The 23,627-nt window shown below is 64.7% G+C and carries 20 protein-coding genes; 11 read left to right on the top strand and 9 right to left on the bottom strand.

What is annotated here, in order from left to right; translation table 11 throughout:
- The first annotated feature begins 47 nt into the window (after positions 1–47).
- The 5 genes from D7S86_RS18275 (at position 48) to D7S86_RS18295 (ending at position 4,728) form a co-directional block, all read left to right on the top strand.
- A complete protein-coding gene (locus D7S86_RS18275) occupies positions 48–1,244 on the top strand; it encodes an ABC transporter substrate-binding protein (RefSeq protein WP_121088298.1) in 1,197 nt (398 codons plus the stop codon).
- A 117-nt stretch (positions 1,245–1,361) separates the two neighbouring features.
- Positions 1,362–2,219: a branched-chain amino acid ABC transporter permease gene (locus D7S86_RS18280; protein ID WP_121088382.1), complete on the top strand. Its 858-nt coding sequence runs from the start codon at positions 1,362–1,364 to the stop codon at positions 2,217–2,219.
- A gap of 42 nt (positions 2,220–2,261) precedes the next feature.
- Positions 2,262–3,224 (top strand): branched-chain amino acid ABC transporter permease, encoded by a 963-nt coding sequence (locus D7S86_RS18285; RefSeq protein ID WP_121088299.1) that lies wholly within the window; start codon positions 2,262–2,264, stop codon positions 3,222–3,224.
- Complete coding sequence (locus D7S86_RS18290) at positions 3,221–4,006, top strand: ABC transporter ATP-binding protein (RefSeq protein ID WP_121088300.1); 786 nt, start codon at positions 3,221–3,223, stop codon at positions 4,004–4,006. The genes D7S86_RS18285 and D7S86_RS18290 overlap by 4 nt, the downstream gene beginning before the upstream one ends.
- Complete coding sequence (locus D7S86_RS18295; RefSeq protein WP_420813257.1) at positions 4,003–4,728, top strand: ABC transporter ATP-binding protein; 726 nt, start codon at positions 4,003–4,005, stop codon at positions 4,726–4,728. Before D7S86_RS18290 ends, D7S86_RS18295 begins: the two co-directional genes overlap by 4 nt.
- A gap of 9 nt (positions 4,729–4,737) precedes the next feature.
- Here the strand turns inward: D7S86_RS18295 and D7S86_RS18300 are convergent, their stop codons facing one another.
- The gene (locus D7S86_RS18300; RefSeq protein WP_121088301.1) at positions 4,738–6,726 is read right to left on the bottom strand and encodes a helix-turn-helix domain-containing protein; all 1,989 of its coding nucleotides are present in this window, start codon (positions 6,724–6,726) and stop codon (positions 4,738–4,740) included.
- Between the two features lie 239 nt (positions 6,727–6,965).
- Here D7S86_RS18300 and D7S86_RS18305 point away from each other — a divergent pair, with 239 nt between their 5' ends.
- Both D7S86_RS18305 and D7S86_RS18310 read left to right on the top strand, forming a co-directional pair.
- Positions 6,966–7,895, top strand: a complete 930-nt coding sequence (locus tag D7S86_RS18305; protein ID WP_121088384.1) for an SDR family NAD(P)-dependent oxidoreductase — start codon at positions 6,966–6,968, stop codon at positions 7,893–7,895.
- Positions 7,896–8,057: 162 nt separating this feature from the next.
- Positions 8,058–8,849, top strand: a complete 792-nt coding sequence (locus tag D7S86_RS18310) for an enoyl-CoA hydratase/isomerase family protein (RefSeq protein ID WP_121088302.1) — start codon at positions 8,058–8,060, stop codon at positions 8,847–8,849.
- 76 nt (positions 8,850–8,925) lie between these two features.
- Here the strand turns inward: D7S86_RS18310 and D7S86_RS18315 are convergent, their stop codons facing one another.
- From D7S86_RS18315 to D7S86_RS18335, 5 genes are all read right to left on the bottom strand, one after another.
- Positions 8,926–9,339 carry a DUF3224 domain-containing protein gene (locus D7S86_RS18315; protein ID WP_240648263.1) on the bottom strand — a complete coding sequence of 138 codons (414 nt, stop codon included), beginning with the start codon at positions 9,337–9,339 and terminating at the stop codon, positions 8,926–8,928.
- Between the two features lie 60 nt (positions 9,340–9,399).
- Positions 9,400–9,669 (bottom strand): cupin domain-containing protein, encoded by a 270-nt coding sequence (locus tag D7S86_RS18320; protein ID WP_121088304.1) that lies wholly within the window; start codon positions 9,667–9,669, stop codon positions 9,400–9,402.
- Between the two features lie 103 nt (positions 9,670–9,772).
- Positions 9,773–10,705 (bottom strand): AEC family transporter, encoded by a 933-nt coding sequence (locus D7S86_RS18325; RefSeq protein WP_121088305.1) that lies wholly within the window; start codon positions 10,703–10,705, stop codon positions 9,773–9,775.
- A gap of 66 nt (positions 10,706–10,771) precedes the next feature.
- The gene (locus D7S86_RS18330; RefSeq protein WP_240648264.1) at positions 10,772–11,818 is read right to left on the bottom strand and encodes a LacI family DNA-binding transcriptional regulator; all 1,047 of its coding nucleotides are present in this window, start codon (positions 11,816–11,818) and stop codon (positions 10,772–10,774) included.
- Between the two features lie 55 nt (positions 11,819–11,873).
- Entirely contained in the window at positions 11,874–12,782 is a 909-nt protein-coding gene (locus D7S86_RS18335; RefSeq protein ID WP_121088307.1) for a LysR substrate-binding domain-containing protein, read from the bottom strand.
- Between the two features lie 154 nt (positions 12,783–12,936).
- Here D7S86_RS18335 and D7S86_RS18340 point away from each other — a divergent pair, with 154 nt between their 5' ends.
- Both D7S86_RS18340 and D7S86_RS18345 read left to right on the top strand, forming a co-directional pair.
- Positions 12,937–13,551 (top strand): glutathione S-transferase family protein, encoded by a 615-nt coding sequence (locus D7S86_RS18340; protein WP_121088308.1) that lies wholly within the window; start codon positions 12,937–12,939, stop codon positions 13,549–13,551.
- A 143-nt stretch (positions 13,552–13,694) separates the two neighbouring features.
- A complete protein-coding gene (locus D7S86_RS18345; RefSeq protein WP_121088309.1) occupies positions 13,695–15,779 on the top strand; it encodes a tetratricopeptide repeat-containing sulfotransferase family protein in 2,085 nt (694 codons plus the stop codon).
- A gap of 133 nt (positions 15,780–15,912) precedes the next feature.
- Here the strand turns inward: D7S86_RS18345 and D7S86_RS18350 are convergent, their stop codons facing one another.
- Positions 15,913–16,350 (bottom strand): carboxymuconolactone decarboxylase family protein, encoded by a 438-nt coding sequence (locus D7S86_RS18350; RefSeq protein WP_121088310.1) that lies wholly within the window; start codon positions 16,348–16,350, stop codon positions 15,913–15,915.
- A 348-nt stretch (positions 16,351–16,698) separates the two neighbouring features.
- Here D7S86_RS18350 and D7S86_RS18355 point away from each other — a divergent pair, with 348 nt between their 5' ends.
- The gene (locus tag D7S86_RS18355; protein ID WP_205962843.1) at positions 16,699–18,837 is read left to right on the top strand and encodes a hybrid sensor histidine kinase/response regulator; all 2,139 of its coding nucleotides are present in this window, start codon (positions 16,699–16,701) and stop codon (positions 18,835–18,837) included.
- Here the strand turns inward: D7S86_RS18355 and D7S86_RS18360 are convergent, their stop codons facing one another.
- Together D7S86_RS18360 and D7S86_RS18365 are read right to left on the bottom strand one after the other, a co-directional pair.
- Positions 18,838–20,553, bottom strand: a complete 1,716-nt coding sequence (locus tag D7S86_RS18360) for a Na+/H+ antiporter (RefSeq protein ID WP_121088312.1) — start codon at positions 20,551–20,553, stop codon at positions 18,838–18,840. It lies immediately after the preceding gene.
- A gap of 213 nt (positions 20,554–20,766) precedes the next feature.
- Positions 20,767–21,684 carry a LysR family transcriptional regulator gene (locus tag D7S86_RS18365; RefSeq protein ID WP_121088313.1) on the bottom strand — a complete coding sequence of 306 codons (918 nt, stop codon included), beginning with the start codon at positions 21,682–21,684 and terminating at the stop codon, positions 20,767–20,769.
- Between the two features lie 294 nt (positions 21,685–21,978).
- On the opposite strand from D7S86_RS18365, the gene D7S86_RS18370 reads away from it, so the two are divergent.
- Positions 21,979–23,583, top strand: coding sequence for an MFS transporter (locus tag D7S86_RS18370; protein WP_121088314.1), 1,605 nt, complete (start codon positions 21,979–21,981; stop codon positions 23,581–23,583).
- Positions 23,584–23,627: the final 44 nt, after the last annotated feature.

Here is a 23,627-nt window from a genome sequence, read left to right on the forward strand (position 1 = left end):
TGAACAAGCACTCAAAAACAAGCACTCAAAACAATCAAGGAGACATCATGACAACTCGACGCGATTTCCTGAAGTTATCGGCAGCCGCCGGCCTGGCCGCGCATCCTTTGTTTTCCATCGCGCAGAGCGAGGAGCTCGTGCTCGCGTGCCCGACCGCGATGTCGGGGACGTTTTCAGCGATCGGCAAATATTCCGACCTCGGCATGAAGCTCGCCGTCGATCAGCAGGGCACGGTTCAGGGCAAGAAGCTCAGCTACCGCATGCTCGATACGGAGGCGCAACCCGCGACGGCCGTGCGCCGCGTGCAGGAGGCCATGGAACAGCAGAACATCCGCTTCTTCACGGGCGCATTGCTGTCGGCAGAATCGCTCGCGATGAGCAAGGAGATCGACAAGGCCGGCGGTCTGTTGATCACGAACGGCGGCGCCGACGAACTCACGGGCAGCGACTGCAATCACAGCACGTTCCGTTGGGCATTGCCGACCTATAGCCTGATCCAAGGGTCCGCGCGTCCGCTGATCGATCTGATGCCCAAGGCCAAGCGCTGGTACACGATCACGCCGCAATACGTGTTCGGCGAGGGATTGCTGCGCAATGCGAAGGCCTTGTTCAAGGAGAAGGGCATCGAGCACGTCGGCAACAGCTATCACTCGCTGACCGAGCGCGAGTTCAGCGGTTATCTGACCAACGCGATGGCGTCGCAGGCCGATGTCCTCTTCCTGCTCAACTACGGCGCGCAGGCCTCCGACGCGCTTCGTCAGGCCGTGAGTTTCGGCTTGAAGCAGAAGATGACGATCATCGTCGCGGCGGCTTCCGGCCTTGAGCAATTCCAGGCGCTCGGCGCGGACGTCTGCGAAGACGTCTATTTCGGCGCGGTCTACTGGCACACGATCAACACGGCCTATAACAAGAATTTCGTGAGCCAGGTCCGCGAGAAATTCAACATCTCGCCGAACTACAGCCTGGCCGGGCCGTATGCGAACACGCGCATGCTGATCGAAGCGATCAACAAGGCGAAGAGCACGGACCCGAAGGCCGTCATCGCCGCGATGGAAGGCATGCAGTACGAGGGGCTCACGGGGACCGAGGAAGTCCGCAAGGCCGACCATCAGGTGCTGCGCGACTTCTATCTGGTCAAGGGCAACAGCAAGGCCAAGATGCGCGACAAGGACGACTACGCCGACATCATCCACTCGGGCCGCTTCTTCCTGTCGCCCGAAGCCGCCGGTTGCCGGATGGTCTGAGCGATCGCATCGCGAGGCGGTGTGCCGCCGCGGTGCCAGGTCGGCCGCGGCCGGCTCGCATGCCGCCTCGCGCCGTGCGACTGCCGTCGTATCACGCTGCTCTACGGATTTGCCTCGATGAACGTCTATCTGCTCCAACTCGTCAACGGGATCGGCCTCGGGATGCTTTATTTCGTCCTCGCGGTGGGGCTCAGCATTATTTTCGGCTTGCTGCGCTTCGTTAATTTCGCGCATGGGGCGTTCTTCCTGCTCGGCGCCTACGGGTGTTTCCAGCTCGTCGACATGGGCCTGAACTTCTGGCTCACGCTTGTGCTGGGACCGCTGATCGTGGGCGCGCTCGCGTGGCTCGTGGAGGCCGTGCTGTTCCGCAAGGTGTATCACCTGCCGCATGAGCTGCACATCCTGATCACGGTCGGACTCGCGCTCGTGCTGCAGGAGGCGGTCATCACGGTATGGGGCCCGTCGGGCAACAACGTCTCGCCGCCCGCGTTGCTGCAAGGCGTCGTCGTGTGGGGCCATTTCATCTATCCGACCTATCGCCTGTTCGTGATCGGCGTCGGCGCGCTTATGGCGGTCGTGCTCGGCGCCGTGCTGGAGGGCACGCGGCTGGGCGCGATCGTCCGCGCGGGAAGCGAATCGGCGGAGATGGTCGCGCTGCTCGGGCTCAATATCCGTCGAATCTTTTCGTGGGTGTTCGCGCTCGGGGCAGCGACGGCCGCGCTGGCCGGCGTGCTCGCCGCGCCGATTCGCGGCGTCGATCCGTTCATGGGTGTCGAGGCGCTGGGCATCGCGTTCGTCGTGGTCGTGGTGGGCGGCATGGGGAGCTTCGCCGGGGCGCTTGCCGGCGGCCTGCTTGTGGGGATCGTGCAAAGCCTGATGAGCGTGATCTGGCCATCGGGCGCCAACCTCATGATCTACGTCGCCATGGCGCTCGTCTTGCTGCTGCGGCCCAACGGTCTGCTTGGCCGCGCATAGGGGAATGACTTGAAACATCTCGCTCATCACCGATTCACCGTCATGGCCGTGCTCCTCGTGCTCGCGCTGCCGATGGTGCTCGCATCGGGTTCGCTCGCGACCGAACTGCTGATCTTCGCGCTGGCCTCGATGGCCTGCAATTTGTTGCTCGGCTATACGGGACTGATGTCCTTCGGACAGGGCATCTTCTATGGTCTCGGCAGCTACGCGAGCGGCCTGCTCGTGCTGCATCTGAAAGCGCCGCTGTTACTCACGCTGGCCGGCGCGATGGCGATCGGTGCGTTCGCTGCCGCCGGCGTCGGCTGGTTTGCGATCCGCCAACGCGGCATTTACTTCGTGATGCTCACGCTGGCCTTTTCGCAGATGTTCTATTTCCTCGCCTATTCGTTGCCCGACATCACGGGCGGCGACAACGGTCTGCTCGATATCGTGCGGCCCAACCCGACGATGATGGGCGCCACGGTGTTCGATATCGCGCGGCCCTGGCATTACTACGGTTTCGTGGCGGCAATCTTCGTCGTGGTGTTCGTGCTCATGCAGCGGCTGTCCGAATCGCGCTTCGGCCGCACGCTGCTCGCGATCCGCGACAACGAGGCGCGCGCGGCGGCCGTCGGTTACGACGTCCGCGCGTTCAAGCTCGCCGCGTTCGTCGTGTCGGGCGCCGTGACGGGCCTGGCCGGAGGGCTGCATGCCTTGCTCTCGGGCATCGCGCCGCTGTCGAGCATCGAATATCACGTGAGCGAAACCATCCTGCTGATGACCATCATCGGCGGCTCCGGAAAGCTGTTCGCCTCGGTGATCGGCGCGGCCGTCTATGTGCTCGCGGCCGACTGGCTGTCGTCGATCTGGCCGCGCTGGATGCTGTTGCTCGGACTGTTGCTGATCGCTGTCGCGCTTTATATGCCTCAGGGCATCTGGGGTGTGCTCGACCGGCTGGCGCGCGCATTGCGGCGCGGCGGCGAAGGCCCCGGCGCACGGATCGACACGCACAAGGAGCAAGCATGACCGCGACGCCGGTTCTCGAACCCTTGCTGCTGGCACGCGGCGTGACCAAGCGATACGGCGCGTTCACGGCGGTCGACGGTGTCGACCTCGCGGTCATGCCCGGCAGCATCCATTCCGTGATCGGGCCGAACGGCGCGGGCAAGACCACGCTCTTCCATACGCTGACCGGCACGGTGCCGATCACGCTCGGCAGCATCCGCATCCAAGGCGAAGAGGTCAGCCGGCTGGCCGGCCACAAGCGCGTGCAGCGCGGCATGGCGCGCTCGTTCCAGGTCACGAGCCTGTTCCAGAACCTGAGCGTGCGCGAGAACCTGCGCGTCGCCGCGCAGGGACGTGTCCCGCGCGAGGCGCTGTTCGGATGGGGCAGACCGCGCGACGACGATGCCGCACAGGTCACGGCCGACGCGATGTTGTCGCGCTTCAGCTTGACGGCGTTGGCCGACCGTCCGGTCGCGCAGCTCTCGCATGGCCAGCAACGCCGCCTTGAGATCGGCCTCGCGATGGCCGCGCAGCCCAAGCTGATCTTTCTCGACGAGCCGACCTCGGGCATGGGCGTCGACGATATCGCGGACATCAAGGCGTTGATCGCGTCGCTGAAGCAGGACAACGTCGCGATTCTGCTCGTCGAACACAATATGGACATCGTGATGGGCCTCTCCGACACCATCACCGTCATGCAATCGGGCCGCGTGCTCGCGGAGGGCGCGCCGGATGCGATCCGCAATGACGCGCACGTGCGCCGCGCCTATCTCGGCAACATGATCACAGGGGGCCGTCAGTGAACTCAGCGAGTCGCGACATCGTACTGGAGGTACACGACCTGCACGCGTACTACGGCAAGAGCCACGTGCTGCAGGGCGTGTCGATGGAGGTTCGCGCGGGGGAAGTCGTGACGCTTCTGGGCCGCAACGGCGCGGGCAAGACCACGACGCTCAGGAGTATCGCGGGCAGTCTGACGCCGCCGCAGGGTAAGGTGATTTTCGAGGGCCGCGACGTCGCGCGAAGCGAGGCTTATCGGATCGCCGCGGGCGGCCTGTGTCTCGTGCCCGAGCATCGCGGGATCTTCAGCCTGTTGTCCGTCGAAGAGAATCTGACGATCGCAATGCGCAAGCGCTCGCCATGGCAACTGGCCGATGTGTACCGGATCTTTCCGCGTCTCAAGGAGCGCCGCAAGAACGGTGGCGCGCGCCTGTCGGGCGGCGAGCAGCAGATGCTGGCGATCGCGCGCGCGCTGCTCAACGATCCGAAACTGCTGATGCTCGACGAGCCCGTCGAAGGGCTGGCGCCCGTGATCGTCGAAGAGATCGTCGATCAGCTCAAGCAGGTCAGCGCGACGGGCATGCCGATCGTGCTCGTCGAGCAGAATCTCGAAGTCTGCTGCCAACTGGCCGACCGGCATTACATCCTCGAACAGGGACGTGTGGTCTATACGGCGGACAACGCCGCGTTCGTCGACGATCACGCGGCCAAGGACCGTTACCTCGGCGTGAACGTGGCGGCCTAGGCGATGCGCCTAAGGCTTGCCGCCGAAAGGCGGCGGATCGTCGCGCAGTCGCTTGAGGCGGAGCATCACGTGGATGTCCGCGACACGGCCGTCGGTGTCCCAGGGCCCGAGCAGCGTCGAGATCGCTTCGAGGCGGTTGTGCAAGGTGTTGACGTGGATGTTGAGCACGCGTGCCGCGGTGCGGGCGTTCTGCATACTGTCGAGATAGGCGTGCAGGGTGTCGGTCAACTGCGTATGGCGCCGCGTATCGTGCTCGACGAGGGGGCCGATCACGCTGTCGATGGCGGCGTCCAGCGTCTGCGCGTCCTGATTCTGAAACAGCACGGCGTACATGCGCAGCGCCGATTCGTGGACCACGCAGTTCTCGCGGCGCAGCGCCCGCAGCAGTCCGAGCGCGCGTTTGAGGTGGACGTCCGCGCCGGCCAGACCCGCGAGCGTATCGTGCGGGCCGGATAGGGTCGCGATGCCCGGAAACGACAACTCCTCGAACAGAATCTCGCGGAGTTCCTGGCCCAGACGCAGTCCGTCGATCTGATTGACCGCCATCACGATGCGGCCGTCGATCTCGGTGGCCAGATGCGGCAGGTGGCGCAGGCGGCTCGAGAGCTTGCGCACCGCGTAACCGAGCTTGATCTTCTCGATCTCGATCATCGCGAGCATGCACGGTTTCGTGACGTCGACGCCATGGCGAGCGAGGCGCGCCGCAAGGCCGTCGTCATGGTGACGGCCCGGTTCGAGCAGGGCGCGCAGCGTCAGGTGGATATCCTGGTCGAGCGACGCCGAGCTTTTTTCCGCCGACAACTGCATGACCGCGGTGACCGTCGCGCTGCGTTCGAAGATGCGCACGGCCGAATCGGTCAACGGCGCGCGCGTCTGGATCACGAGCGCGCCGAACAATTCGTCGCGGCTCGTCACCGCGGCCACGTGGCAATGGGCCGTGCCCGATGTCGCCGACGCGGCGCGCCCGGTCGCGCGGCTTTCGCTGACTGCGGACTGGATGCGTGCATCGATGCCCGAGAAGCGCGCATACGAATGGATGACCTCGGACGCGGCGTAGTCGGCAGGCGTGGCCACGCAGACCTCGATGCCCGCCGCGTCGAGATACATGACGCGGCCGTCGAGGATGTCGGCCACGGCATGGATCAGATCCTTGAGCGGCGCGCCGCGCGCGACGAGCCGGGTCAATTGTTCGTGCGCGTCGGCGGCCAGTTCGAGCGCGGCGGTCTGTTGCTGCAGGCGCTGGTTGGCTTGTTCGGCCTCCGTCAGCGCCATGCGCGTGAGCTCGTAGGCGCGCGCGTTGCGTACCGCGACCGAGGCGTGCGCGGCGAGCGTCGCGAGCAGGGAGATTTCGCGCGGATGATAGGTGCGCGCATAGCGATCGCCGACGATCAGGATGCCGACCACTTCGGCGCCGGCCAGCAACGGAGCCGCCACGAGCGAACGCAGGCCCTCGCGACGGATCATCTGGTCGTTCTCGGCCGTGTGTTCGAAATGGGTGTCGTCCATGTAGTGGCTCGTGGCGAACGGACTGCGCGTGCGCATCACGTGCCCGGCCACGCCGGTGTTCAGCGGCGTATGCGTATTCTTGGTTTCGTTCGAATAGACGCCGCTGACGGCGAGCACGCCCAGCGTGTTGCTCGTCTCGTTCATGCCGGCCAGCCACGCGAGATCGCTGCCCAGCAGACGCCGGCCGCGCTCGACGATATCGAAGAGGACCTGGCTCAGCGCTTTCAATTCGGTCAGCGCCTGCGCGCTTTCGAATACGCCGCGCAGGCTCAGTTCGTTCTGGCGGAGTCGCTCCAATCGCTTGCCGATCGACAAAGCGCGATGCACCGCGCTCAGCAGCGTCGCGCGCTCGGGGTGATCGTCGCCCAACTGCTCGATGTCGCGGAGCAGATCGGTGAGCGCCGCATGTTGTTCTTCGTCCTGATCGAGCAGGACCAGGAGCTTTTCATGGGTGAGCGCGGCCAGCGACGCCGCGGCGGGAAGGGGATTCATGGCGAGCCGTTCACGACAGGACGGGCATAGCGTAGCGGTGATTGGAGGCGGCGGACCTGTTTACATGACCCAGATGCGGCTTATGCAACTGTGATGAAGGCACATTGTAGTCGGCGATCGCGCTCAATAAAGTCGGACCTGTGACGATCGATCCGCTGTGCCTACCCACTTTCCTTACGAACATGGTCCAGAACGCCTCACCGCAAATCCATACCGGTCACTCTTCTGCCGCGGCCGAGATGGCCCCGATCCGCCTCGATGGTCAGGTCGCCATCGTGACCGGTGCGGGCGGCGGCCTCGGACGTTGTCATGCGCTGGAGTTGGCGCGGCGCGGCGCGAAGGTCGTCGTCAACGATCTCGGCGTGACGCGCGACGGGCTGACGCAGACGTCGGACGCGGCCGAAGCCGTCGTGCGCGAGATCGAGGCCTTGGGCGGCGAAGCCGTCGCGAACGCGACGTCGGTCACCGATACCGCGAGCGTGCGGCACATGGTCGAAGAGACGCTGGCGCGCTGGGGCCGTATCGACATCCTCGTCAACAACGCCGGCTTTCTGCGCGACAAGAGCTTCAGCAATATGAGCCTCGACGATTTCGAGGCTATCGTCGATGTCCATCTGATGGGCGCGGTCCGCTGCACGAAGGCCGTCTGGGACATCATGCGCAGCCAGAAATACGGCCGCATCGTCTTCACCACCTCGTCATCGGGTTTGTTCGGCAATTTCGGTCAGGCCAACTACAGCGCCGCCAAGATGGGACTGGTCGGGCTCATGCAGACGCTGGCCATCGAAGGACTCAAGTACGGCATTCGCGTCAATTGCCTCGCGCCGTCGGCCGCCACGCGCATGACCGAGGAACTGTTCCCGGCCGAGGATCTCGCGCTGCTGACGCCGCAAAGCGTCACGCCCGGCGTGATCTACCTCGTGTCGCCCGAAGCGCCGACCAAGACCATTCTCTGCGCGGGCGCGGGCGCGTTCGCGAGTTCGCACGTGACGCTCACCGAAGGCATCTACGCCGGCGACGGCCCCGCGGCCGCCGAGACCTTGCTGCGCGATGCCGGCGCGCTGATCGACCGTCGCGACGAGCAGGTGCCGAGCACGGGTTTCGAGCAATCCAAGCGCGAGATTCTCCGGGCGCGCGCGGCGCGTCGGGATCTGGCGCCGACCGCCTGAACGGACGCCTTGGGACATCGTCGTGCGGCGGTGCGAAATGGGGTTTGAAATGCGGCGCGAAATGCGATGTGAAGCGCGGCAAGACGATGCGCATCGGCGGCGGCCAGCGGTGTGCCGTCATCTTTGAACGCGCATGAGCGCGTGACAATCGGGGAGCGGAACGTGGACACGCAGTGGATCGGCTACGAGAAGAACGATGACGTCGCGTGGGTGACGCTGAACAATCCGGCGAGCATGAACGCGCTGTCCGGGCCGATGCTCGAAGAGCTCGATCGCGTCGTCGACGGCCTGCATGGCGATGCGGACGTGCGATGCGTGGTCATCACGGGCGCGGGGCGGGCCTTTTGCGCGGGCGGCGATTTGCTGGGTTTCAAGGACGATCTCGCCCAGCCGACGACCGAGCGTTTCCTCGCCAAACTCAAATTCGCGCAGGACGTGTTCGACAAGATCGAGGCGTTGCCGATGCCCGTCATCGCCGCCGTGAACGGCTATGCCGTCGCCGGCGGCCTTGAACTCATCCTCTGTTGCGACATGATTCTCGCCGCGGAATCGGCGCGCATCGGCGATGGACATGCACGCTACGGCATCATTCCGGGCGGCGGATCCTCGGCGAGGCTGCCGCGCAAGATCGCGGCGAATCGTGCGAACTACATGCTGCTGAGTGCCGAGCTCGTGCCGGCGACGACGCTCGAACAATGGGGTTTGGTCAATCGCGTGACGCCCGACGGCGAATTGCTGGAGGCCGCGGCCAAGTTGTCGGCCTCGATTGCCCGACACAGTCCGCTGGGGATGCGCGTGATCAAGGACCTGTTGCGCACGAGCATGGCATCGACGTCGGCACAGGCCGCGAACGCCGAGATCGAAGCCTTCAAGACCTACGCGCGCAGCGACGATATTGCCGAAGGGCTGAGCGCGTTCGCCGAAAAGAGAAAGCCTGTCTTTACGGGGAAGTAGTCGTCGCGCGCGCCGCCGCGGCGGTTGCGATGACGATGGCGATGGCGATGGCTGCATCGTCATCGCCGTCCGTTCGTTACGCGATCCAGTAGGTCAGCGTATACGTGTGCTTGCCGCCGCCGCGCCGTATCTGCAGATGACCGCGGATGCCCGCCAAAGCGCCGCTGCCCGAGCCGGGCACGATGCCGATCTGCAAGGCCTCCGATCCCGCATCCATTTCGCCGAAGTGCGCGAGCGCGAAGCCGCCGGACTGACCGTCGAGCGCGCCTTCGAACGATTCGATCGCCACGTATGAGGCTTCGCCCTTCTGCGGCTGACCGGCGCTCAACATCTGTCCGAATGCGCGGCCCGTCAATCCGCCGTGATAGGTCTTCTCGATCGCGTGCCGTCCGATGGACGCGGTATTCGACGCCACGTCGATCTGCTCGGGCGCAGCGATCTTCACGTCGAATTCGCCTTCGGCGACCCGCGATACCTTGTCTGATGCCATCACGCTCATGGAACCTCTTCAGTCTTCAGTGGAGTGGACGGGGTGCTTGCGCACTTGGGGTCAGGCCTTGCGGCCCACGAGATAGGTGACGCCGTCGGGGCCGTAGTTTTCGGTGTGCCGCTCGTTCGCGCGCAGATGGAAGATTTGTCCCGTGTGATAAACGCGCTCGCCGTCCGCGGTCATCAAGCGAATCTCGCCCGCGAGAATCAGCGCTTTCGCTTCGAACGGGTGACTGTGCTCGTCCATCGTGTCGTTCGCGGGGCGCTCGACGCGTACGCCCGCCGGAAAACCTTCGTCGGCAAGCAGGGCTTCAAATTCATCGGGTCTCATGGCGTCCTCCTATGTCGTGAATTCGCACGATCTCGACGAATTGCACTATACGCCGCGCGCTTTTCGACGCGGCCATGCGTGGAAAAGCGCGGGCACGCGCGTCTCAATGTCCCCAGAACGTCAGCAGGATCGAAATCGTCGCCATCGATACGATCGTTGAAATCAGCACGTTGTTGGCCGTCGTGTCCGAGCTGCGGCCGTAGTATTCGGCAAGCATGAATGCGCCCGTGCCCGTGGGCAACGCGGATTGCAATACCGCGATCGCGGTGAGTCCCGGCGTGATCCGGAACACGTAGGCGGCGAGCAGCCAGGTGACCGCGGGCTGCACAACGAGCTTGAGCACGACGAGCGGCGTGAGGACCGACCAATCGGGGCGGCCGCGTTTCTCGGCGACGAAGAGTCCGAGCGCGACGAGCGCGCAGGGGCTGGCGGCATCGGCGAGCAAGTTCAGGAAGCGTTCGATGCCCTCGGGCATCACGACGCCGCATGCGGCGGCGACTGCGCCGAGCACGGGGGCGAGCAGCAGCGGGTTCTTCGCGAGCGACCACGTGACGCGCCCGATCGCGCGCGCGATCGAAGCTTGCGGCTGCAAGGCGATTTCGACGAGCGCGAGCGCAAGGCCGAACAGCACGCAGACGGTCAGAATCGTCGCGACGGTCGCGGGGCCGAGGCTCGTATGTCCGAACGCGGCCGCGCAGAGCGGGAAACCGATAAAGCCCGTATTCGCATACGCGCTGTTCAAGCCGTCGATGCTGGCATCGGCGAGATGCGCGCCGCGACGGCATTGCCAGACGAGCGTGATCGCGAAGATCGCGAGCGAGCCGAGGCCGAATGCCGCGATAAAGCCGGGTTGCCAGAGATCGTGCATGTGGGCGTTCGCGACGATCCGGAACAGCAGGGCCGGCAACGCGAGAAAGACCACGAAGCGGTTGAGTTCGCGCGTGGCCGTCGGGCCCGAGATGCCGGAGCGCCGCATGCCCCAGCCCGCGAAGATCAACGCGAAGATCGGTAGAACAATCGAAAACAAAGCAGACATGCCCACAACCCGGTGACGAAGCGCTGATTCAGGTAAGCCAACGCTTAATAGAGGGTTGACGGTATATCACAGCTTCGGTCGGGACGCTGAGTAGCGGGTGTCTCGGAGGGGTTTGCGGGGCTGGGCCGGCGCCATCGCGACCGAGTCGCGCATCGACACGGTGACCGGAAATTGCCGTTCGATCGGCTGCGACACGCCATAGCACTGCTCGATCAGCCAGCGCACGGCGTTCGCGGCGACCTCGTACATCGGAATGTGGATCGACGTGAGCGCGGGAAACGTATGTGCCGACGTGTAGACGTCGTCATAGCCGATGACCGACATATCGCGCGGCACCGAGATATCGTGATCGCGCAGCCACGTGAGCGCGCCGACGGCCATATCGTCGTTGCCGCAAAACACGCCCGTGATCGACGGATCGCGTTGGAGCAGTTGGCCCATCGTCCGCAAGCCGCCGTCCTTCGCGAAGTTGCTTTCGATGACGGGGACCGAGGCGGCGTCGATGTCTTCGGCCGCGAGCGTATCGAGAAAGCCCTGGACGCGATCGGTATTGTCGGGGGCGCTCGACGGGCCGCCCATCACACCGAAACGCCGATGTCCATGGTCGAGCAGCGTGCGCGCGGCGAGCGCGCCCGCACGATGATGATCGACGGAGAAGCACGCGTCTTCCATGCCTTCGAGACGCCGGTTCAGAATCGCGAGCCGCGGATTGCGATCGCGCAGGCGCAGGATATCGGCGTCGTGCAACTGGTGGCCGATGATGACGATGCCGTCGCAGTCGCGTTGCATTAGGAAGTCGAGCGCGCGGATCGACTCATCGTAGTCGGAGCCGTGATTGCTGCCGCTCACGACGACCATATGGCGATGGACCGCGCGCAATTCGTCGTCGACGGCTTCGAGAATCGACCGATAGAAGTCGCCGCGCAGCGTCTGGACGAACAGGCCGATCGCGCCGAGCGATTGGCCCGACAACGAGCGCGCGATCGACGACGGCCGGAATTCGAGTTCGCGGATCGCGGCGCGCACGCGCTCGGCGGCTTCGGTCGAGACGGAGCCGCGGCCCGAAATCACCCGCGACGCGGTACCGACGCCCACGCCCGCAAGTTTCGCCACATCCCGGATCGTCGCCACCTGAACTCCCTGTGTGTCCGCTTATGAATGGCGCTCACTATACTGCGAGCGGCGCGGCGTGCGGCGTTCGATAGCGTTCGACCTCCTCGCGGATCCACTCGATGAAATGCGTCTGCTTGACGCTCAGCGCATCGCGTTGAGGCCAGCAGAGCCAATATGCATACGGATAGGGCACGGCGATCGACGTGAGCTGCACGAGCTCACCCGTTTCGAGGTACCCGGCCACGAGGCTGCGGCGATCGAGCGCGACGCCTTCGCCGCGCAATACCGCGCCGAGCGCGATATTCGAATCGGCGACGCAGAGCACGGGCATCTGAGCGGGTTCTTCGACGTGGGCCGCGCGGCACCATTCGGTCCACGGTGCGTCGTGACATTGAATGATCGGGCTGGCGACGACGGCTTCGGGGGTGTCGGGCAGACAGCCGCCGTTCAACCGCGGCGACGCCACCACGACGAGTTCGTCGTCGAACAGATGCTGATGCCCGAGTCCGGGCCAGTTGCCTTGCCCCATGCGAATGCCGAGATCGGCGCGGGCCTCGCGGATATCGAGGACTTCGAGGCTCGTCTGGAGCCGCACGCCGTAATACGGATGCCGTTCGCGAAAACGTGCGAGACGCGGTACGAGCCAATGTAAGGCAAATGAAGGCAAGGTCGCGACGATGAGTTCGCTCGGTTGCGGCCGTGTTTGCGCGATGCGCGTGGCTTGCGCGATATCGCGCAGCGCCATGCGAATCTCGAGCGCATAGATCCGGCCTTCTTCGGTCAGACGCAATCCGCGCGCTTCGCGCACGAACAGCGGCATGCCCATCGTGTCTTCGAGAATGCGGATTTGCTGGCTCACGGCCGAATGCGTGACGTGCAGTTCGCGCGCGGCCAGCGTGACCGCGCCGAGTCGCGCGACCGATTCGAAGCAGCGTAGCGCCGCGAGGGGCGGGATCAAATCCATGTTAGTTTTTCTAACGAGACCGGTCGGAATAAATCGCTACTCATGACGTTCAATTCTGCTTAATCTGTTTGCCCAATGGATTTTTTAGCAAAAATGCTTGGCGTGCGGCGCGCTAAGCGATCGAATGAACGATAGAGATTCTAACGGGACTTGTATGAAATTGATCGGCATGCTGGATTCGCCCTATGTGCGTCGCGTCGCGATTGCGCTCAAGTTGCTCGGCATCGAGTTCGAGCATCAGTCGTTGTCGGTGTTTCGGCATTTCGACGCGTTCGGCAAGATCAATCCGGTCGTCAAGGCGCCGACGCTGATCGAAGACGATGGGCGCACATTGATGGATTCGTCGTTGATTCTCGACTATGTGCTGTCGGTCAAAAAACCCGATTCGGTGATGCTGCCGCATGCGCCGGCCGAGCGTTTCCGCGCGAATCGCGTGATCGGGCTCGCCCTGGCCGCGAGCGAAAAGGCGATTCAGATCGTCTACGAACGCAATTTGCGGCCTGAGGAAAAGCAGCATGCGCCGTGGGTCGACCGGGTGCGCGGGCAATTGCATGCCGCGTTCGACGAACTCGAACGCGAACTCGAAGCGCAGCCGTTTGCGCTCGATGAGCGGCGTTTCGGCGTAGCGGGCATCACGGTCGCGGTCGTCTGGTATTTCGTCGCGCAGTTCGTCGCGGACGCGGTGCCGGCCGATGCGTATCCGACGCTGCGCGCATTCTCGGCCTTTGCGGAGCAGCAGCCGACGTTCGTCGCAACGCCGGCGGAGTAAGGCGGGCGCGAATCGCATCGGCAAGCCATTGGCCCGTTTCGTTGTGCCTTTCGTTGTGCCTTACGCCGTGCTGTCATCGCCCCCGTTTGCCGAACGATCTGGCACACTGTGCGGTCTCAATTTTCCCGAATGCGGTATTTCCGATGTCGACCCCATTCCCTCCGCAGTCGATGAGCGTCGTCGAGGCGCTGCAACGCGCGCAAGCGCACTGGAATGCCGGACAGGCCGCTCAGGCGGAGCAGTATTGCCAACGCGTGCTCGCCGCGTTGCCGGGACAGGCCGACGCGCTGCATTTGCTCGGACTGATGGCGCACCGATTCGGCAACCTCGATCTCGCGATCGCGTATCTGCGCGAGGCCTGCATCGCGCCGAACGCGCCGGCCATGTATTTGAGCAATCTCGCCGAGATGCTGCGTCAGAGAGGATGGCTCGCCGACGCCGAAGAAGCGGGCCGGCGCGCGGTCGCGACGGACGGGACGCTCGTATCGGCCTGGAACAATCTCGGCATCGTGTTGCAGGAAGCCGGCAAATACGACGCGAGCCGCGAATGCCTTGAACGCGTCGTCGCGCTTCAGCCCGACTCGCACGATGCCTGGAACAATCTCGCGAACACGTGCCGGCGCATGGAGCGCTTCGATCTGGCCGAGTCGCACTATCGCCGCGCGATCGCGCTCAATCCGAGCTATGCCGTGGCGCACAGCAATCTCGCGTACCTGTTGTCGACACAAGGCCACGCCGAAGCCGCCGCGGCGCTCGCGCGACGTGCGATCGAACTGAACCCGAAGTTCATCGACGCCTACCTCAACCTCGTCGACGTCGAGATTTCGCGCCGCCATTACGAGGCCGCCTTGCGTGTGCTCGACGAACTGCGCGCGTTCGCGCCGGAGCACCCCGCCGCGCTGATTTCATGCGCGAAAGCGCTGCGGCATGTCGAGCGTAACGAGGAAGCGCTGACGTTCGCGCGCCAGGCGGTGGCGCTGATGCCGCAGAGCGCGGATGGCCACTGCACGCTCGCGACCGTGTTGCAATCGCTCGGGCATACCGAGGAGGCGCTCGCCGAATTTGCGAAGGCTGCGCAGCTACCCGGCGCGGTCGCCGCGGACGCGCTGCTCGGCCGCGCGACGCTGCTGCTCGAAGCGGGCCGCAAGGACGAGGCGCTGGCCGCGTTCGATCACGCGCGGCAGGCGTTTCCCGATTCGGCGCCGATTCTCGCGGGCCGCGCCGAAGCGCACCTCTTCCATGAAGGCGATCCCGATTTTGCCGCGCTCGAAGCCGTGCTCGGCGAAGGCGAGCGCCGCGGGTTGCCCGATCGCATCGCCGTGCATTTCGCGCTCGGCAAGGCGTATCTCGACACGAAGGATTCGGCGCGCGCGTTCGTTCATCTGAACGAGGGCAATCGCCTCAAGCGTTCGACGTTCGCCTACGATGTGGCGGCCGCGGGCGAATGGATGGCGCGGGTCGCGGAAGCGTTTCCCGCCGAGCGCTTCGCGCAGTGGCAGGGCTTGGGCGTGGCATCGGACATGCCTGTGTTCGTGCTCGGCATGCCGCGCTCGGGCACGACGCTGATCGAGCAGATCGTGTCGTCGCATCCGAGCGTGACGGGGGCGGGGGAGCTCTCCGCGCTCGCGCATGTGATCGAAGCCAACGGGACGTTCCCGGACATCGTGGGCCAACTGACGCCCGAGCGTCTCGCGGCGCTCGGCGGCGAATACCTGAGACGCGTCACGCCGCTCGCGAAAGGCCGGCCGCATCTCGTCGACAAGATGCCGGCGAACTTTTTTTACGCGGGGCTCATTGCGCTCATGTTGCCGGGCGCGCGGATCATCCACACGCGGCGCAACGCCGTCGATACATGCCTGTCGTGCTATACGAAGCTCTTCGGCGGCGATCAGTCGTTCGCGTACAACCTGACTGAACTCGGCACGTTTTACGGGCACTATGAACGTCTGATGACACACTGGCGCGTGGTGTTGCCTGCCGACCGATTTATCGAGGTCGACTACGAGGCCGTGGTCGATGATCTTGAAGGCGAGGCGCGCCGGCTCATCGCGTTTCTGGGTTTGCCTTGGGATGATGCGTGCCTGAAGTTTCACGAGAATCAGCGCGTGGTGCGCACCGCCAGCGTCAATCAGGTGCGTCAGCCGATTTATCGGAGCGCGAAGGGCCGATGGCGCGCGCATGCCGATCAACTCGGCGATTTGCTGGCGGCGCTGGGTATGGCGCCTTAAACGCATGGATCGCGTACGTTGCGCGCGCGTCGCTAAACAAACCGGTTAGCCAAGTCGACCGAACAGACCGACCGAATACACCGACCGGCGACGCGCGATGCGTCGCCTTTTTTTGCCTTAAGATCGCCGGGTCTTAGGCGGGCATCAAGCGGAATCCGATGGCAAAGCGATTCCAGCCGTTGATCGCCGAAATCAACAACGTCAGATCGACGAGCTCGGTTTCCGTCAAATGCGGCTTGACCGCTTCCCAGACCGAATCCGGCACATGCGTGCTCGCCACGAGCGTCAATGCCTCGGTCCATTCGAGCGCCGCGCGCTCGCGATCCGTAAAAAACGGCGTTTCCCGCCACGTGACGACCGTCGCGAGACGGCGATCGGTTTCGCCGCCCTTGCGCGCGTCGCTCGTATGCATGTCGACACAGAACGCGCAGCCGTTGATCTGCGACGCGCGCAGCCGCACGAGTTCGGCGAGCGGTTTTTCAATCGTCGATTTTTCAATCGCGGCTTCAAGCTCGCGCATGGCCTGGATGGCGGCGGGACTGGCTTTGTAGAAATTGAGGCGCTGTGACATGGAATGGGTTCTCCGATTTTGAAGAGGGTGCCGACGCACCGTCTATCGCATGGACACAATGTTTGAAGCGGATGATGCGATGGCTTGAGATTAAACGGCCCCGCGGCGCACATAAATGACCGATTTCAGACGATTCCGGGTAACCACTGGGTGACCGGGCATCGTTCATGCTCAGAGCCGGGATACACTAAGGCACGTCCCATCCATGACGATGTTCCGCGCGGGATCGCATACAAGGCCGGTTGGCGGTCCGCCTTCGATTTGCGCGCGGCAGCCGCCCGCGCGATGGCCGACCGCCCTCACGGAGATCAGAAAGGGAGCCTCACCAGCGTGCAGCCTTCCGGTCCCATGACCCCCGACCTGCCTCTGCCCGCGAGGAATTTTGCCGCGACCCATCGGATCCTGCTGATCGTGTTCGCGGCGTCGGTGCTCGTGCCGTTCATGTGCTTGTGCGGCTACGGGTATTTCGATTTCCAGCGGCGCGTCGCGGATGCGAACGACGTCATCGACCGGCTCGCGCGCGTCGGCGTCGAGCAGGCGGTCAAGGTCATGGACCTCAATGAGGCGATCGGAACCCGCATCATCGATCTGCTCGGCAACGGCGACGACCGCGCGATTCGCGCGCGCGAGCGCACGTTGCACGATGCGATGACCGAAATCGGCGGCGGATATCCGCAGGTCGCCGCGATCTCGGTGCTCGGCGTCGACGGCGATCTGCTCGCGAGCAGCCGCTTCTATCCTGCGCCGAACGAATCGATCAAGCAGCGCGAGGACTTTCGCGAGATTCGCGCGCGCCGTCCCAAGCCCAATTTCTCGTTGCCGATGCTCGGGCGCCTCACGGGGCTCGTGATCTTCGACACGGGCATGGGCCGCAGCGCGCCGAACGGCGCGTTTCTCGGCGCCGTCATGATCGCATTGCGCCAGGACTACTTCCGGTCGTTCTACGCCGACCTCGTGTCGAACAACGACGCGTTGCTGATCGGCCTGTATCGCGATGACGGCGGACTGCTGGCACGCTATCCCGAAGTCAGACCCGGCACGAATCCCGCGCCCAACACGGCGTTCGTGGCGGCGCTCGCCAGCGGGCAACAGGCCGGGCATTTGCGCATGCGCTCGACGATCGACGGCGTCGAGCGGTATCTGTCGTATCGGCGTGTCGGCGACTACCCGCTCTATGTGTCGGTCGGATATGCGCATGCGGCGATCTTTGCGCAGTGGTGGCCGCATTTGATGATCGTCGCGAGCCTGACCGCGTTGCCGTGCGTCGCCGTCTGGCTGCTCATCGCATTCTCGCTGCGGCGGCTGCGCGAGGAGCAGCGCGCATGGGAACGATGGCAATCCGAAGTCGGCCTGCGGCTGTCGGCCGAAGCCGCGAGCCGCCATCTGCAACGCATGGGCGCGCTCGGCAATCTCGTCGCCAACGTCGCGCATGATTTCAACAATCTGCTGATGGTCGTCGACGCGAACATGTCGCTCGTGCGGCACAAGGGCTTTCGCAATGCCGAGCCCGAAGTGCTCGCCGTCGAACGCGCGGCCGCGAATGCCGAAACCGTCGCGCGGCGTCTGCTCAGCGTCGCGCGCAAGCAGCCGCTCAAGCCCGCGCCGCTCGATCTCGCGACGTGGCTGCTCGCCGCTTCGGGCCTGCTGCATACGTCGGTCGGACACAGCATCGAGATGCGTGTCGACGTGCCCGCGGATATCTGGCCCGTATTTACCGATCCGACCGAGCTCGAACTCGCGTTGATCAATATCGCGGTCAACGCGCGCGATGTCCTGCAGCCCGGTGGCCGCTTCTCGATTGTTTGCGAGAACGTGCGTCTCGACGCCGCCGACGGCCATCTCGCGGCGGGCGAATATGTGCGTATCTCGCTGACAGATAGCGGGGAGGGTATGAGCGAGGAGGTGCGCTTGCGCGTGTTCGAGCCGTTGTTCACGACGAAGGTCGTCGGCTCGGGCACCGGGCTCGGACTCACGCAAGTGCTCGCCGCATGCGAGCAGGCAGGCGGCACGGCGCGCATCGAGAGCGCGCCGGGCGCGGGGACGACGGTGCGGCTCTATTTGGCGCGCTATGTCGGTCCCGACAAAGCCGTCCCTCCGGTCGAGCCGGATCGATGCGCGTCCGACGCGCCCGCGACCTCGTGTTCGGTGCTGGTCGCCGAGGACAATGCCGAAGTGGCCGCGGCCGTCACGGCCGTGCTCGATATGTTCGGATGTCGGGTACAGACGGTCGCAAGCGGCGATGAAGCATGGCAGACGCTTCAAGCCGGCGCGACATTCGATCTCGTGTTGTCCGATATCCAGATGCCGGGCCGGCTCAACGGCATCGATCTTGCCGAGCGCGTGCGGGCGACCTATCCGCTGCAGAAGATCGCGTTGATGACCGGCTACGCCGACGAACTCGGCCGCGCGAAGCATCTGCACGTCCCTGTGTTGCCCAAGCCGTTCGATATCGACGAACTGCGCGCGTTGATTCCCGAGGCGGCTTGATTACCGATAGTCCTTGAGCACTTCGTAGTCGCCGATCTGACGCGCGTCCGCGTGCGGTCGAGCGCGTGCGATCAAGGCGGTTTCGAGCAGATCGGATTCGCGCACGAGTTTGTTCAGCGTCGCGTCGTTGATCTTTTGCCGTGCGTGGAGATCGAGCACCGCGCGACGCTGGGCTTGCATGCCCGCGATGCGCAGGCGCAATTCGAGCGCTTCGTCATGCGATGCGTCGCCGGCCTCGTTCGGCGGTTCTTCGAGCACGGCAAGCCGCCGCTCGTACATGCCGAGCACGCGTATGCCGATGTCGTCGAAGGCGGCGAGCTGCGCGAACACGGGATCTGTTTTTGCGCGGTGCTGTTCGTTCACGATCGCTTCGATCGCGGCGTGCGACGCGATGCGGCGCGCGCGGCGCTCTTCGTCGGCGTGCGGGTCCGAGAAGCGACGCGCGCCGCGCAGCAGCAGCGGCAAGCCGGCCACGGCGATGAGCAACGACAGCAGGATGACCCCGGCCGCGATGAAGATCGCGATATGGCGGCCCGCGAGCGGTGCGCCGTTCGCATCGATGACCGGCAGCGAGAGCACGCCCGCCAGCGTAACCGCGCCGCGCACGCCCGCGATCGTCGTGATCGCGACGAAGCGCGTGCCGGGGACGGCGTTCGCCATGCCGTGCTGCGCGCTGCGGCGCGCGGTGAACGAGCGCAGCAGCCAGACCCATCCGAAGCGCACCGCATACAGGACGACGAGCACGGCGAATACATCCGCGATCAGCACGCCGGCCTGATCGTGTCCGGCCGCGCGGCCCTCTTCGATCGCGCGCACGATGATGTGCGGCAACTGAAGGCCGAGCAGGATAAACACCATGCCGTTGAATACGAATTCGATCATCGACCAGGTGCTCGCGGCGCGCACGCGCGCCGCTGCGGACGTCGCGCGCGCGATGCCCGTGAAGTTCATCGCCATGCCCGCCGCGACGGCCGCGAGAATGCCCGACCAGCCGAAATGCTCGGCGAACAGATAGGCGGCGAACGGGATCATGACCGTCATCACGACGCCCGGGGCGGGGTCCGTCGACTGCGATGCGTCGATCACGCGCGCGGACAGCACGCTGAAGAGTCCGCTGATCGCGATGCCCGTCACGACGCCGCCGATCGATATGATGACGAAGCTCAGCGCGGCATCGCGCAGCGAGAACACGCCCGTGACGGCCGCGACGATCGCGAACTTGAGCGCGACGAGTCCCGATGCATCGTTGGTCAGCGCTTCGCCTTCGAGGATATGCATGAGTTGCGCGGGCATGCGGCGCTTGCCGACGATGCCGTTGAGCGCGACCGCATCGGTCGGCGACAGCACCGCGGCCAATGCGAACGCAACGGGCAGCGACATCGAGGGCACGATCGCGTGCGCGACATATCCGACGACGAGCACGGTCATGAGGACGAGCCCGAGCGCGAGCATGCCGACCGCATGGCGATACTGGAAGAGTTCGCGCTTCGGAATGCGCCAGCCGTCGGCGAACAGGAGCGGCGGTACGAACAGCAGCATGAAGAGGCTCGGCTCGAACACGACGTGAAGGCCGAGCGTGGGCCACGACAGCAGCGCGCCGATCGCGATCTGAATGAGCGGCAACGGCACGCGGAACGGCAGCGCGCGGATGCGCAGGTCGATGCCGGACGCCGCGACCGCGACCAGCAGGATCAGGATCGTGAATACCGTGTCCATGGCGCGTGGCAAGCAGGTTTGGAGGCTGGGCAGTGAAGATTGGCGGCGCCGCGCGATGCACGCAAAGCGCCTCGATCGTCAGAAGTCTAGACGAAAACCCTAGGTCGACGTCCGACGGTTCGGCCCACGTGATTTTGCGAGCGTTTAGCGTTGAGCGTCTCGCGTAAGCATAACGGATGCGGTGTTTCGAACGGTAGGGTCTTACCCATCCGTTCAGTCTGGCCGGATGCTTCGGCGAGACCGTGTTTCCCGTTGCACGGTTTGTCGTGCAGCACGCGTACTGAACCACGCAAGGAATGCACGGACTGCCGGCGCGCGGTCGTGTTTGCGGCTCGCGAGCGCGATTTCCGTCGCGATGGGCCGTCCGCTGATTGTTTTGTAAACCACGCGCGGTAACGCGACACATCGCGAGAGCGCGCCAGGCACGACGGCCACGCATCCGCCGAGCGACACGCGCGCGAGCACGGACGTCAGCGTGCCGGGCTGACCTACGACGTCGGGCACGAACCGCCCCCTGCGTCCGACCTCCATCGCGCCATACGGTTGCTCGGGCAGCACGAACGATTCGTGGCGCAATTGGGCCGGACTCACTTCATCGAACAACGCAAGCGGCGAATCGTCGGGCACGGCGAGCACGAACGTGTCCTTTGCGACGGTCGTGCTGACGATCGACTCCGGCAGCGGCATCGGCGGCCTGAAGAACGCAAAGTCGAGTTGCGCGTCTTCGAGCATCACGCCGGCGCGTTCCATCAGTACCTCGCGCACGGCGATATCGACGCGCGGATGGCCCGCGCGGAAATCGCCGATCGTCTGTTGCAGCACGCCTGAATACGCGGCCGACGACACATAGCCGATTTCCAGCCGACCGAGTTCGCCGCGCTCGGCGGCGCGCGCCACCTCGCTTGCACGTGTGAGGTGGTCCAGCGCGATCCGCGCTTGATCGACGTAGGCCGCACCCGCCGCCGTGAGCTCGACCGTTCGCTTGGTTCGATAGAAGAGCCGCGCGCCGATCAGCCGCTCAGCCTCCTGGACCGTACGCGTCAGCGACGGCGCGGCGATATCGAGCGCATCGGCGGCCCTCGAGAAATGCAGATGCTCGGCCACCGCGAGAATGCAGCGCAGGTGACGCATATCGACCGAGTCCTTGGGCGAAGCCCCGTAGTCGAGACGCCCGGCTTGGGGCCGGGCTGACGATAGACCGTGCGTCGCGCTCGCACCGGTCACATCACGTAGGGTCGTCGTTCGGTTCATGGACACCTCACTGTATTCACATTTTTATCAATAGTTTCGAGTTTATCCGTCAATGACACGCAATTCACAGGTCGTTACGATCTGGCATCGCATTGCGGATCGATCCGCTGCGGATCGCCTGCGATTCGCGCGCCGATCGCGTCCGCGTCTTTCGACATTCGATATCCGACCGACATGCCTTCGACTCCTCGTTCTTTCGCGTCACGTGTGAGCACTCAATCGTCAGCCGCGCGCGAGACCGTCAGCGGCGCGCAGTCGCACGCAGCGCCGACAGCGACCACTCGACGTTCGACGAACTTCATCCTCACGACCGCATCGGCGATCTGCGCCCTGATCGTGCTCGACACGAATGTCGTCGCCGTTTCACTGCCGTCGATCGCACGAACGTTTCATGCCGACTTTGCCGACGTCGAGTGGGTCGTCAGTGCATATATGGTCGCGTTCGCGGCATGTTTGCTCGCCGCCGGCGGGCTGGCCGATCGCATCGGCCGCAAACGCCTGCTGCTGATCGGCCTTGCCGTGTTCGCCGCCGCATCGCTCGGCTGCGGCCTTGCGCCATCGGTCCTGTGGCTGAACATCGCGCGTGCCGTCAAGGGCGTGGGCGCGGGCATGCTGATTCCATCGTCGCTCGCGATCATCGCGCATACGTTTCAGGACGAACACGAACGCGCACGAGCCTGGGCGTTCTGGGGCATGTGCATGGGCATCGCGACAACCATCGCGCCGCTCGTCGGCGGGGCGATCACTCAGTTCGTCGGATGGCGCTGGATCTTCCTGATGAATCTGCCGATCTGCGCGGTGCTCGCCGCGTGCGCGTTCAGCTCGATGAGCGAATCGAAGAATCCGCATGCCGTCGCGATCGACAAACCCGGCAGCTTGACGTTTGGGCTGGCGCTTGCATGCGGAATCTGGGCGCTGATCGATGCCGGGATTCAAGGGTGGACGAGCACGACCACGCTGACCCGATTGGCAGGCAGCTTGTTGCTGTTCGCATTGTTTGTCGGCATCGAACGCCGGACACGTCACGCGATGATCGATCTCGCGCTGTTTCGTGACCGGCGGTTTGTCGGCGCTGTGCTCGCGATGTTCGGCTATGCGGCCTGCGCGCAAGTCATGATGACGTTCCTGCCGCTTTATCTTCAGAACGCGTTCGGATTGCCGGCGGTCGCCGCGGGTCTTGGCATGCTGCCGTTCGCGCTTGCGATGATTGTCGGACCGTTCATCGGCGCCGCGTTGCTGCGTCGTCGTTCGATCGATCGGGTGTTGTTGATCGGCCTGGTGCTGATCGGGGCCGGCAATATGCTGACCGCGGGCGTCGCGCCAATGGGCCGCTACCTCTGGGTGGCATGCGGAATGGTCGTCACGGGTTTAGGCGCGGGGATCATGAACGGCAATACGCAGAAGGCGATCGTTGCGCGGGTCGCGCCATCGCGCACCGGGATGGCGTCGGGCATCAGCACGACGACGCGCTTTACGGCGATCGTCATGTCGGTCGGCGTGCTTGGCGGCGTGCTTGCGGCAAGGACGCGCGATGCGTTTGATCTGGCCGTCGCAGGCAAGCCCGCGATCGCGGCCTACGTCGACGCGCCGTTTGTTTCGCGCGTGCTGGCGGGCGATGCGGCGGGCGCCGTCATGCACGCACCCGATCACGTGCACGCGATGCTGAGCACGCTTGCGCGCAGCAGCTTCGCGAGCGGCTTTTCCGACGCAATGGGGGCCGCGGGCACGGTTGCCCTGGTGCTTGCCGCATGTCTATGGGGGATTGCGGCGCGCGAGTGAGCATCTTGGATGCGTCGGCAGCCTCACGCGCCACATCGACATCG

The sequence above is a fragment of the Pararobbsia silviterrae genome, from assembly GCF_003628125.1.
Taxonomy (GTDB): domain Bacteria; phylum Pseudomonadota; class Gammaproteobacteria; order Burkholderiales; family Burkholderiaceae; genus Pararobbsia; species Pararobbsia silviterrae.

Coding starts and splice junctions, on each gene's coding strand:
- D7S86_RS18325 (WP_121088305.1), bottom strand. CDS start 10,705: ATGTCTGCTTTGTTTTCGATTGTTCTACCGATCTTCGCGTTGATCTTC.
- D7S86_RS18335 (WP_121088307.1), bottom strand. CDS start 12,782: ATGGATTTGATCCCGCCCCTCGCGGCGCTACGCTGCTTCGAATCGGTC.
- D7S86_RS18305 (WP_121088384.1), top strand. CDS start 6,966: ATGGCCCCGATCCGCCTCGATGGTCAGGTCGCCATCGTGACCGGTGCG.
- D7S86_RS18350 (WP_121088310.1), bottom strand. CDS start 16,350: ATGTCACAGCGCCTCAATTTCTACAAAGCCAGTCCCGCCGCCATCCAG.
- D7S86_RS18355 (WP_205962843.1), top strand. CDS start 16,699: ATGACCCCCGACCTGCCTCTGCCCGCGAGGAATTTTGCCGCGACCCAT.
- D7S86_RS18275 (WP_121088298.1), top strand. CDS start 48: ATGACAACTCGACGCGATTTCCTGAAGTTATCGGCAGCCGCCGGCCTG.
- D7S86_RS18370 (WP_121088314.1), top strand. CDS start 21,979: ATGCCTTCGACTCCTCGTTCTTTCGCGTCACGTGTGAGCACTCAATCG.
- D7S86_RS18290 (WP_121088300.1), top strand. CDS start 3,221: ATGACCGCGACGCCGGTTCTCGAACCCTTGCTGCTGGCACGCGGCGTG.
- D7S86_RS18320 (WP_121088304.1), bottom strand. CDS start 9,669: ATGAGACCCGATGAATTTGAAGCCCTGCTTGCCGACGAAGGTTTTCCG.
- D7S86_RS18365 (WP_121088313.1), bottom strand. CDS start 21,684: ATGCGTCACCTGCGCTGCATTCTCGCGGTGGCCGAGCATCTGCATTTC.
- D7S86_RS18345 (WP_121088309.1), top strand. CDS start 13,695: ATGTCGACCCCATTCCCTCCGCAGTCGATGAGCGTCGTCGAGGCGCTG.
- D7S86_RS18360 (WP_121088312.1), bottom strand. CDS start 20,553: ATGGACACGGTATTCACGATCCTGATCCTGCTGGTCGCGGTCGCGGCG.
- D7S86_RS18315 (WP_240648263.1), bottom strand. CDS start 9,339: ATGGCATCAGACAAGGTATCGCGGGTCGCCGAAGGCGAATTCGACGTG.
- D7S86_RS18340 (WP_121088308.1), top strand. CDS start 12,937: ATGAAATTGATCGGCATGCTGGATTCGCCCTATGTGCGTCGCGTCGCG.
- D7S86_RS18280 (WP_121088382.1), top strand. CDS start 1,362: ATGAACGTCTATCTGCTCCAACTCGTCAACGGGATCGGCCTCGGGATG.
- D7S86_RS18285 (WP_121088299.1), top strand. CDS start 2,262: ATGGCCGTGCTCCTCGTGCTCGCGCTGCCGATGGTGCTCGCATCGGGT.
- D7S86_RS18300 (WP_121088301.1), bottom strand. CDS start 6,726: ATGAATCCCCTTCCCGCCGCGGCGTCGCTGGCCGCGCTCACCCATGAA.